Source organism: Mesorhizobium sp. M1B.F.Ca.ET.045.04.1.1 (assembly GCF_003952465.1).
GTDB lineage: Bacteria > Pseudomonadota > Alphaproteobacteria > Rhizobiales > Rhizobiaceae > Mesorhizobium > Mesorhizobium shonense.
Genome location: NZ_CP034448.1, coordinates 4,443,472 through 4,455,141 on the forward strand (window position 1 = coordinate 4,443,472; position 11,670 = coordinate 4,455,141).

The window sequence follows — 11,670 nt, forward strand, 5'->3', positions numbered from 1 at the left end:
CCAGGCCTGAATGGCCTGAGTTCAGACCCGTGACACCAAATGACAGGGAGTTCATAGCCGACTAGAGTGCCGAGCGGGCTCTTGGGAATCTCTCATGATCATCGACCAGAAGCATCCCATCTCTTGGTCACTCGTTGAGCGCGGCGCTGACGGCCGGAAAGTGATGAGGGACCCCGCGTTCACAAAACCATTCCTCTATCACATGCTGGAATGGCGTTATGCCAAGCTGATTTTCGAAACTAACAAACTGCGGCTCTCGCCCGTTCGATGTTGGCAGGACCCCTATGAGCGGTGGTGGTGCGATCAACTTTTCAATCGCCCCGGTCCCTTGTCGGGATTTCAACCGTACGGTTCGTGTTGGACCACAGGTGCACATGACGAGCCGCGTTGGCGGATGGCAGGCTTTGGTCCCGACAAGGAAACTCCTATTGTCCGAATCCGCTGTCGGGCGGACGCGATGGTGAACGCGGCAAAAAGCCTCATCGAGAACAGCGCCGGTTCCGCTTTTCTAGGCCGCGTCCAGTATCGTGGCGAGAAAACGCTTGTTCGTCTGGCTCAGTCGGTCGCGGAAGGATCGAAGAAAGAAGTTACCCGGATGGCCGCGACCATGCTGTTGCAAAAGCGGCGCGCCTTCAGGTTCGAAGACGAGGTGAGACTCCTTTGGCTGGACAAGCAGGCTCTGAGAGAGGGTGTCTATATCGACATCGAGGCGAAGACGTTCATCAATCAAGTGATGATAACGCCTCACGCAAGCCCCGCTGAAACGGCGGACATCAAACGGCAGATGAAGCATTTTGGCGTACCTTGCCTCGCGTCGGGGGTGCTGAAGTCGCCGCGTTAGGCCGGTCCGCAAATCCTTGTGCCTCACGCAGTTCGTCCCCATTTATGTTGGGATCGAAATCGGGATTTTAACGCATGGGCGGACGCTATGGTGAGGTACGCGGAAGTTCGAAGATTGAGACCTACCTCAAATATGTCCATCAGGTCGAACGCTCCGATATGCTCCCACACAATAACCCAGACCCGCGCTACAAGAAGCAGTGTAAGCGAGAGATGGTTCAAGACCCTGAAACCGGGGAGTGGGTCTTGGCCTTCCACCAGCATACCTAGCTGGTGATTTGATTCCCCGGAGTTAGGTGGCTGCTTTGCAAGCAATTTTGAAGTGGCCGCCGGATCGGAGCAAAGAAGCGTGCGGCGTGTGAATTGAGGCCGCATAAAGGCACGCTTCGGGTGGACGAGTAGGAATTGATGCGAAGACTTACGACCTTACATCTCGGCATTGGCACCCATGCTGCCACGGTGCCGCCGATCGGGTCGGGGCAAGCTTCCATGTCGTCGCTCCCCGTTCGGGCGAAGAACCCGTTCGGGCTCTGGTCCTAAGCACTAGGTCTCCGGTCGGGCCTGCATTAGCTGGGTGATGCAGGCTCGCTCGATTTGGCGCCCTTCTCGGTAACCATCCGCGGGGGGCCGTAGACATGCATCGTCTGTGGTTGCGATGAGCGTAAACATGCGGCGGCGCGTTCGCCGCCGCATGGGTCGGAGCCGGCAAAGAGGCTTTGCGGCTGATGGTCAGGCAGATACGGCCACCATCGAGGAAGCTGGTGAGGGCGGATGGTGTTCCAACTGCTTGCTAATGCCATGGCGGCCGTTGGCTAAGTCGGTTGGCGCCGTGGCTCTCGTGTGGCCGTCTGCCTGGATCTTCGCTACGGTCGATGCAACAGCGATTTTCGATTCAAGCGGTTACCTATGCCCCAAGATTTATTGCCTCGAATTTTTCAGGCCGACATCCATCGTTTCTACACGAGCGTCGTGCTGCCTGCACTGGACAATCTGCCAATCCATAGCGGCGTAAAGACCAGCGGGTCTGCGGCATCCATGGCGGAGTTTCTTGAACACGCCCAAACGCACACGTCGAATATGCTCGCTTTCGAAGCGCGACGCTGCTTCGCGCTCACACTTGACGGCCTCTTTGAGCGCCAACTGCGGATTTGGGCAAGGGTGCATGTCCCGGACGATCGGCGTCCAGGTATTGCCACTGTGGAAATCAATAAACTTGTCCGAGGAGTGGGTTTGCGTTATGGCCTCGATCTCGAAACAGGGCAGGTGAAGGCGACAATCGAGGAATTGCATCTGTTAGGAAACGCCGCGCGGCATGGCGACGGAGGCTCTCTGACCAAGTTGCGTGACCGTGCTCCTCACCTTTGGCATTATGCGGACAGCACCGTCGCTGCAAAGTCGGAAGAGCATGCCATTCTCAGCGAAGGCATTCAGCTCTCCGACAGCGGCCTCACGCGTTACGTGCGCGCTCTAACGCGGTTTTGGGGATTGGCTGACCGGGAGCCGGGCGCCGTGCTCGACGTGCCGTATTGATGACGGGCTTGAAAGTTAGGTGCTCGCCGCTTGCGCAAATCGCGCCGCGAGCTGGCCGGGTATCGCGTCATAGCTTCCGGCCTTTTCCACATGTCGAGCGAGGGCGGCAAATGTTTCCGATTTCTGCCGGGCAAGCCTGAAGGCTTCATAGGTTCGTTTGTCGACGTAGATCACATCGCAATAAGCGGCGAGGCAGGCTAGATAACGGTCTGTCAGTTCACTGCCGTCCCATTCGTGCGTGTCTGGGTGAAAGCGTCGAATGGCATTGTAGATGATGTCCGAGGGCAATCGGTCCTCCTTGACCCGCGCAATGAGCTCCGGCCAGGGTAGATTCAGCCGCACGTTCAGCACTTCCAGCTTCCTGCGGAAAACTGCCATATCGCCAAGGTCGGCGAGGGTTGTGTCAGGGCCGATATCTGACAGATCAAATCCCCAAGCTTGCAGAATCCGAAGCCCCGGGTTGTCGGGGCGGACGATTTCCGCGCCGATGCGTATGACGTCTTCAATGAAGGCGCGCGATGTATCGTCCGCGTCGGGAATGCGTTTATCGCCGCGCTGCCGGATATCTTCTGCAAGGCGGCCATGGAGGCGCTGAAACTGCTGCAACATGTCATCGGGCGCGCGAATCCGATCCTTCAGAAGGTCCATGATCTTGGCATCGGCATTGCCGGCGAAGTCGGATTTGGAAATTGCAACGACCTCGCGGGTGCGTTGTTCGCTGTGAACAAAACCATTGCGAAGAACCGTCCAGCTTTCGAGAAACGGCCGGACAAGCTCAGCGCCGCTGGTGAGGCGAAACATGTTTTTCCCCGCTTCTTCGCGCACCACTGCAGCGCTCGCAGCAGGGTATTGGAATGCGGCAGCAATTTCGAAGCATTGCAGGCTGCCGACCGAGCCGACAATGTCTTCCTTCTGGAACGAGGCGATAGAGGCGACCAAGGGCAGCGACTGAAGGTACGCGACGCGTTGCGCGGCCACTTCCTCGCTTCGGTGCGAAAACAGCTCCTGAAAATGATGCCAGGAGAGCAGCAAAACACTACCGGTTTCCATGAAAGCCTGATCGAAGGCTTCGGCCCGCCTTACGCGCGCGCTGTCCTTGCTCGCCTTGTCCCCGGCGATAGCGCCGAGATGGGACGAATCCAAGGCAACGAATTTCGGGAGAAGAAACTTACGACCAAGTGTTTCCAATATGGGTTCCCACTAAAGGCTACCGCCGTCCCAAGCCGGCCAACACGCTTGGAAGGAGTAATTTATAGCCAATTGAAGCGGTTAGTTGAAAGTTTTCGTCAGGAAGTATTGGTCCGGACTATGATTGCGAATCGGAATCGCACAAAATTCCAATAGTCCCATCATGGCGAGTTGATAGTCCCTTGCGCAAGCCTGAGAAAAAGAAAGCCGCGACGACCAATTTGGTCAGACCGAGCCGTGACGGCGACCAATTTCACTACCTGTGGGCCGCTCGCCGCTGCCTCAATCTTCTGCCGCCTGAATCCGACCTCAAATCGGTAACTGTCGAGGGCGCATCCCCATCAGATAAGACCGCAAAGGGACCGATCAGAGCGGGAGAGGAAGTGATCGATCTCGCCGAGTACTTTGGGGACCGTGATTTTGCGAAAGCAACCCTTGTCCGGTACATCCAGCTCAAACATTCGACCGAGGCGCCGAACAAGCCCTGGCCAGCAAGCGGGCTTGAAAACACGATCGCCGGCTTTGCCAAACGGTACAAAGCCACTCTCGCTGGCTCTTCGAAGAATGGTAGCTATCCCACCCTCGAGTTTGTTTTCGTATCGAACCGGCCAATCAGCCCGGCGGTGATTACAGCAGTCGAGAATGCGGCGAAAGGACTTGTTGTCAAGCCGGCCGACTTGAAGAAGCTAGAAACATATACTGGTCTTAAGGGAACTAAACTCGCGGATTTTTGCAAATTGCTGAAGCTGGAGGGCAGGCACGATGCGTTATGGGATCAAAGGAATATTCTTTTCCAAGATGTCAGCCAGTACTTGCCGGATGCGGATGTCGATGCGCCAGTCCAACTTAAGGAGCTCGTGAACTGCAAGGCTCTCTCTCAGGCCGCATCCAATCCCAGCATTGAACGCATGGATGTGCTTCGGGCGTTAAAGGCCGACGAAGGACGGCTTTATCCCGCGCCGTGCCGCATCGAGCAGTTAAGCAACGCCGTTCCGCGCGAACAGGAGCGCGATCTCGTCAACGCGATTGTCGGTGCTGCAAACCGGCCCGTCGTGGTGCATGCCGAAGGAGGTATTGGCAAGTCGATCTTTGCCAGCCGCATTCATCTCGGGCTTCCACTAGGTTCTGCGAGCATCCTCTACGATTGCTTCGGAAACGGCCAATACCGCAGCGCCACCGGCTATCGCCACCGTCACAAAGACGCTCTCGTTCAAATCGCCAACGAACTCGCCGGAAAGACGCTGTGTCACCTCTTGATCCCGACTTCACGGGCAGGGGCCGTTGATTACCTCAAGAAGTTTCTCTTTCGCCTTGAGCAGGCCGCCGGCTTTCTTCGCGCGGAAAATCCCGATGCAGTGCTTTGCATCATCATCGATGCCGCCGACAACGCACAGATGGCGGCGGAAGAGATTGGCGAGGCGCGTGCTTTCATCCGCGATTTGCTAAGGGAGCAGATACCGGATGGGGTCCGGATCGTCGCCCTTTGTAGGTCTCACCGCCAGGAGAAATTGGACCCGCCGCCGAACACGCTATCCCTTGAACTAGAATCCTTCAGCCGGGACGAGACCGCCGCCCATCTGCGTCAGGTATTCCCCTACGCTAGTGAACAGGATATCGATGAATTTCACCGCCTAAGTTCCAAGAATCCGCGTGTCCAGGCGCTCGCCCTTTCAGCCGGCGGGACGCTCCCAGAAATCCTCCGAGAGCTTGGCCCAAACCCGACCACCGTCGAAAAAGCAATTGGCAATCTGCTGTCCGCCGCGATTGCCAAGTTGCGCGATGAGGGCGGCTCCGTAGAGAAAGCCCAGATCGACCGCATCTGTGTAGCCCTTGCTGCATTGCGGCCGCTTGTGCCGATTTCGGTCCTGTCTTCGATGTCAGGGGTTTCGGCGTCGGCCATCAAGAGTTTTGCATATGACCTTCGGCGCCCGCTTATCGTCACGGGCGAAACCATCCAGTTTTTTGACGAGCCTTCCGAAAGCTGGTTCCGGGAACGGTTCAAACCGACAGCGGCCGATCTCACCGCATTCATCGCCAGCATCAAGCCGCTATCGTCCGGCAGCGCCTATGTCGCAGCGGCGCTGCCGCAACTTATGCTGGAGGCGGGGCAGTTTGACGAGTTGGTAGCGCTCGCATTGTCATCGGAGGGGCTACCGGAACTCAACCCGCTCGACCGGCGTGACGTCGAGCTTCAGCGCCTGCAATTTGCCCTGAAGGCGAGCCTCCGGGCCAAGCGCTATCTGGACGCAGCTAAACTCGCATTGAAGACCGGCGGCGAGACGGCAGGTGATGAGCGCCAGCGGGCGGTGCTGCAGGGAAACACGGATTTGGTTTCGGCCCTTATGGAGGGGGACCGCATTCAGGAACTTGTTTCGCGTAAAATCTTTGGCTCGCGGTGGGTCGGCTCACACAATGCCTATGAAGCCGCGCTCATGTCTGGCCACGCCGAATTGCAAGGCGATGCGCGGAGCCGATTGCGAATGGCGGTGGAATGGGTGCGCAACTGGTCACGGCTTCCCGACAAGGACCGCGCGCGCGAGACGATGGCCGACAATGACATCGGTGAAATGGCTATCGCACACTTTAACATCCATGGTGCGCGCGCTTGCGTAAATAGCCTTGAGGGATGGACACCGCCCTTCGTTCCTTTCAGCGTTGGGCGCTACCTTGCGCATCGCTTCGTCGATCACAGCCGTTACGAGGACCTTGACGAGCTTGCACTTGCGGCAGGTGATAACGTCTATCTCGTGCTCGCTATCGTCGTGGAGTTGCGTGAGGTTTGCCGGACGCCGCCGAAGGAGGCGCTGGCAAGGTGCCTCAAGCAACTGTGCAAACCGTCATTCATGGTTAGCACGGGTGAGAATTGGAACGGCCATGAACGCCCTTTGATGGCCGTCACGGCGTTGGTCGAAGCCTGCCATCAGCTATCGATCGGCACAAAGGCCGCGCTCGCAAAGCTTTTGTCGCGCTACCTGCCCAAGGAGCCTCCGCGCGGATTGGGGACCCGTTTCAACGACGCACGGTCGCCACTGCTTCGAGCTTATGCCTTACGTGCAGCACTGCTCGGGAAGACACTGGACTTACTTGATCTTGCGCATGCCGAGCTTCGTGCGGAGATTGATAAGGAGAACAACCATTCCTACTCGCAAGAAGCCCAGGAGTTCAAAGAAGACGTCGGAGCCTTATTGCCCTGGCACACTCTTTGGGCGGAACGCCTGGTAAGGAACACAGGTAAGGCAGGGTTGGCGAGCGCGATTGCGCGGACACTCAAAGAGTCCGCTTCAGCCGCACGGATTAATTACCGCGAAGAATGGCGCACCGCGGACCAGGTTGCAGAATTGTGGTTGGCGATCCTCGTGAGCGCCAAGGCCACGAACAGCACCGCTATCCAGAATTTCACGGACTGGGTTGCAGCGTTAAAGCGACCACTTTACACGCCGACGCTCGCGCGGCTTGCCCGCTCGATGGCACGGGTTGGGGGGCTGGCCGGTCAGGCGCTTCACTATGCAAGCCAAGCGTTTAACCTGACAAAGGATGAACGCGACGGCGCTGATACAAAAGCCGAAATGTATGTGAGCTTGGCAAGGTCGGTGCTCGCCGCGAGCAGGTCGGAAGCCAAGGCTTATTTCAATCAAGCTGTTGAAGTAGCGAGCAAGGTTGGCGACGAAAATACGGACCGCTGGGCAGCGCTGTTGGATTTAGCCGAGGCCGCCGCCAATCCGACCCAGCCTTCTGCTGAAATGGCATACACCCTCGCTCGCTGCGCCGAAGTGACCTATGATTATGTTGCGCGAGACAAGCATTTCGACTGGCATCGGACAGTTGAAGCCATCGCAGCTCTTTGTCCTGTATCATCCTTCGCGATATTGAGCCGGTGGCGCGACCGCGCCTTTGGCCGGGCCGGCAGGGTTTTGCGGATAGCGGTAGAGTTCCTTATTGAACGAAAAGTGCTAGACGCCCGCAAGGCCCTCCCCCTGATTGGGTTCCGAGCGGAATGGGATGAGGCGGATGTACTCGCTTCCGCGCTTGATGCCTGTGGGACGAAGGCCGAGAAGCAGCGTGTTGCGGACTTGGGCTACCACTACATAATTATGCAGGGACACACGGTCTCGTCGTGGCGCAAGCTAAAAGACCTCTTCGCCAAACACGGAATTGTGGCGCCTGACATCCAACAGCGCCTAGACCATCAAGAGCGCAACGAAAAGAAGGGCGACGACGAAGAGGGGACTGGAAAAGGTCGTCCGTCGAAGCGCTGGAAGGAAGATGCCAAAAAGGATTGGCGCGCTATTTTCCGAGGCGTCGACCCTGCTGTAGCTAATGAACTAGCGCAAGCTCAGCAGCGGTTCCGCAATTCCGAGCCGCCATTTTATCAGGATCAATTTTTCCAGCAGGCCATCGCGCGCATTCCCGCCGGGAAGGAAGCCGAGTTTGTAGCCGCATTGGCCGAAGTGCCTGAATTTGAACTTTACCATCTGCGAAGCTTCCTCGAGAACATCCCCGTTGCATGGAAAACGAGGCTTTCTGCGCAGGCAGCGATTGCAACGACCTTGCGCACTTTCTGCCGCCGGTACTGCATGGATGTAACCCGTGGCTGGTATTACGAAGTGTTGCCGTTCAAGACCGCCTGCCAACTGGCCGGTGTTCCTGAAGGCGATGTGCTTGACGTCGTTCTGGCAGGCATCGGTGAAGTCACGGAGATCATCGATGTTGGCCGGTTGTTTACGCTTGTGGGGCTGCTTGCTGGCAAGCTAAGCCGCACTGAGGCATTGGACGCGCTTGGCTTTGGCCTGAAACTTTTCGATGCGGTCCTTAAAGAGACCGACGGCGATGGGCCATGGACTGCGGCTCTTGCGCCGGTAGGTGACATCGATGGCGCCGTTGCAGGATATGTCTTTGGCTCACTCGCTTCGCCCCGCACGTCAAGGCGCTGGGAGGCCGCACATGTGGTTCACGGTCTCTGCGTGCTTCAGCATCGCAGGATCGTTTCTGCCCTGGTGGCGTTTGTCGACGGCAATTCAGGTGGCGTCTTTGCCGATGCCGGCTTGTTTTTCTATAACCTGCATGCGCGCCAGTGGCTGCTGATTGCTTTCGCGCGCGCTGCCAGGGATTGCCCTGATGTTGTTGCCAACCACGCCGATTTCATCCTCAAACATGTGGCCCCGTCAGAGGCGCATGTCGTCATTCGTGAAATGGCGAAGCGGGCGGCGCTCGCACTGATCGATGCCGGATTGCTGGATCCGGGGTTACGCGCACAAATCTTGGCCGTGAACGTATCGCAGTTCCCGGCGATTGAAGAACACTCCCATGAGCGTGGAAGCGCGCGTTCGTCGCAAAAGACGGGCGGCGACGACCGTTTCTATTTTGATTACGACATGGAGTCCTACTGGTTCCCGCCGCTGGCGAAGTGCTTCGGCCTCTTGGGCAATGACGTTCAGCAGCGGGCGGAGGCGGTCATAACCTCCGATTGGCATTATCCCGGCCGCTTGCATTGGGAAGAGGACGCGCGAAGCCGGCGTAAAATGTTCGACTATAGCGACACACGGCATTCGCACGGATCATCTCCGAGCGTCGACGATCTCCGCTCTTATATGACTTCCCATGCTATTCTGGTTGTGGCCGGTCAGCTTCTGGACACGATGCCAACCTATCGTAGCCCCGACTCGACCGAAGACGATTTTTCAGAATGGTTCCGGTCATACCACGACTTATCCCGCAAGGACGGTTATTGGCTCGCCGACCGCCGAGACCCCATCCCCCTCGATACCCTCTCTTGGAAAAATGACATCAAAGACGCCGATTGGCCGTCATCCGTTGTCCGCACAGACATAGATCGCGTGTTTTTCCCATTGCCAGGAATGGTAACGCTTTGGGGTCACTGGAATGCTTCGTCAGGCAGACAACGCGAAGAATGCACGATCCGAAGCGCCCTTGTTTCATCCGAGAGGGCATTAGCACTGCTTCGCGCGCTGCAAAGTGCTGATGACCCCGATGACTACCTGATTCCGAATGCTGAAGATGACTGCCAGATCGACTTTGGGGCATTTCAGTTGAAGGGCTGGATCGTTGATCGCACGCGAGACCGGGGCATTGACGGCAAAGACCCCTGGGCGGGGGATATTCGCTACCCGGCACCGCGCCCATCGGGAGATGTTATCTCTGCGATGAAATTGACCGCCGACCGCGAAGGCCGGAACTGGCTGTTAGATGACAAAGAGCCCGCCGCCATCGTTAGTGAGACCTGGGGCGTGTTTGATGAGCAGGATGACGAGGACGCTGGCGATAGGCGCGGAAGCCGGATTCAGGCTTCGCGGTCATTCATCCGGGAGCTATTGCGCAAGCTCAACATGGATATGATCGTTGAAGTGGAAATCGAGCGACGGCGCAGCTACTCTCGATATGAAAGCCGAGACTACGATGACAGCACGCAAACCTCGCCCACGGTCCAACTCTTCCTTCTCAGGGCCGACGGAAGTGTCGAAACATGCTGACGCGATCCTGGCCCTTGGCAAAAAGCTCATCGCCGAACTGAAGCTCGCCGACACCAATGACACGCTCTCGCGCTGGATGGTCCACTATCTTGCCGAGCAAATTAAGAATGCCGAGCAAAAGACAGCGGAAGACTACCCGCAGCGTGTCATAGCATGCCGCGATGCGATCCTCGCGTTTTGGCAACACAGGCACGAGCTGCCAACTGGCAGCCGTCCGTTTCAGGAACTCGAACCAATATTAAGAGCGTTGGCGTCGCTCCATACTGACGCCGGGCCGTATCGCTATTTTCAACCGCCATTGCCGCCCCGGGATGCACCCAAGGAAAGCAAAGTGTCGCAACAATGGCTGCAATTGGCGGAGCGTCTCGACTATTCCGCGCGCATCCTCATTAGGCAATGCCTGGCGAACGCCGCAGACAACGCGATCGACAAATCAAAGGAATGGGTCGCGCTTGCCCAGAAGGCCGGCCTTGAGCAGATTGAACTGCCGATCTTGCGGATCATTATTGCGGACGGCGATCTCGCGGACACAAGCGATCCCGACGAAGAGCAGCGGAAGCTGCTGAAGGATCGCACACACAAGCTACGCGGATTTGTCGAACTAGCAACAACGGTTATCGAGGAATATGAATGCCAACTCAACGGAAAGCCTGACGCAAAACTCAAAAGACTCAAAGCGCTTAAGGCGCCCGCTGTTTCCCGTTTGGCCAAGCCCGCTCAGTTGATCGTCGAAGAGCGTAGGTCTCGCCGCAAGAGGCCAACGAAGAAACTTTGAGCCATCCGTAGACTACTTGACGATTTGTGGGGTCATCCCGCTGAGCAGGACCGGGCTCTAGGCGCACGCGCCCGAAGCCGCTGCACGCCGTCGCCCTTCGGCTGACGATGTCTTGCCTAAGACAGGGCGGACAGGGCTCCGCCTCACACCCCAGCACCAGCAAATCGCCGTCCCCCGATCCCTCGGCAACGCCTCACTTGCTGCGAATCGGGTGGTCCCCCTGACGATTTTTGTTGTTGCTCCCGCTAACTCGGTCTCGCCGCAAATCCTTGTGCTCTTCATGCCGTTCCGCATCGAAAGCCTGCTTTCCCTTCGCGGCCCATAGGTCTCGCGCATGCTCGCCTTCATCGCTCTGCAGCTTGTCGGCCATCCAGAGCAGAGCGCCGTAGATAATGGCGCGATCATCATTGATCAGCTCGACGATGCCTGCCTTGACGACGAGGCCACCGAGTTCGATCAGATGTCGGGTGCGCTGGCGTCGCTCGACCTGCCAGGTGCGCATGTCATTGCGAGCCATTGCCGCTTGCCGGCGATTGCGCACTGCCCGGTTGCGCTGGAGCGCTGCGTAGCTTGCGCTGAGATGCCAGATCAGCTCGCCGCGACCGGCTCTCGAAAAACGTCCCCCCACGCCTGGCCCATGCTTCACGCTTTGCGGTATCTTTCGTTTCAGCGATCGCGACCAACGCGCCGGCCAGTTCATCGGCGGTGAGCTCATCGGCGCCGGTGGCGATCACCAGTTCACCGAGCTGCTGCACCTTTCGCGTTTTGAGCTCTCGCGCTTTGTCTTCCAGCGCCTTCAGTTCGGCATCGAAGTCACGTGGTTTGCGCATGTGCTGTCTCCATCAGTTG

At 57.8% G+C, this 11,670-nt stretch carries 7 protein-coding genes; 4 read left to right on the top strand and 3 right to left on the bottom strand.

The features are described 5' to 3' along the window. Positions 1–94 precede the first annotated feature (94 nt). Positions 95–841 (top strand): hypothetical protein, encoded by a 747-nt coding sequence (locus tag EJ071_RS21835; protein WP_126099730.1) that lies wholly within the window; start codon positions 95–97, stop codon positions 839–841. An 839-nt stretch (positions 842–1,680) separates the two neighbouring features. Next, complete coding sequence (locus EJ071_RS21840) at positions 1,681–2,370, top strand: hypothetical protein (RefSeq protein WP_126099731.1); 690 nt, start codon at positions 1,681–1,683, stop codon at positions 2,368–2,370. A 15-nt stretch (positions 2,371–2,385) separates the two neighbouring features. On the opposite strand, the gene EJ071_RS21845 is transcribed toward EJ071_RS21840, so the two are convergent. Beyond that, the gene (locus EJ071_RS21845; RefSeq protein WP_245459937.1) at positions 2,386–3,558 is read right to left on the bottom strand and encodes a hypothetical protein; all 1,173 of its coding nucleotides are present in this window, start codon (positions 3,556–3,558) and stop codon (positions 2,386–2,388) included. Positions 3,559–3,740: 182 nt separating this feature from the next. Between EJ071_RS21845 and avs3a the strand changes: the two genes are divergently transcribed. Next, positions 3,741–10,046, top strand: coding sequence for an AVAST type 3 anti-phage nuclease/ATPase Avs3a (avs3a, locus tag EJ071_RS21855; protein ID WP_126099734.1), 6,306 nt, complete (start codon positions 3,741–3,743; stop codon positions 10,044–10,046). After that, positions 10,030–10,821: an AVAST type 3 anti-phage proein Avs3b gene (gene avs3b / locus EJ071_RS21860; RefSeq protein ID WP_126099735.1), complete on the top strand. Its 792-nt coding sequence runs from the start codon at positions 10,030–10,032 to the stop codon at positions 10,819–10,821. The genes avs3a and avs3b overlap by 17 nt, the downstream gene beginning before the upstream one ends. Before the next feature lie 193 nt (positions 10,822–11,014). On the opposite strand, the gene EJ071_RS21865 is transcribed toward avs3b, so the two are convergent. Both EJ071_RS21865 and EJ071_RS21870 read right to left on the bottom strand, forming a co-directional pair. After that, positions 11,015–11,338, bottom strand: coding sequence for a conjugal transfer protein TraD (locus tag EJ071_RS21865; protein WP_245459938.1), 324 nt, complete (start codon positions 11,336–11,338; stop codon positions 11,015–11,017). Next, positions 11,325–11,651, bottom strand: a complete 327-nt coding sequence (locus EJ071_RS21870; RefSeq protein WP_126099736.1) for a conjugal transfer protein TraD — start codon at positions 11,649–11,651, stop codon at positions 11,325–11,327. The genes EJ071_RS21865 and EJ071_RS21870 overlap by 14 nt, the downstream gene beginning before the upstream one ends. Positions 11,652–11,670: the final 19 nt, after the last annotated feature.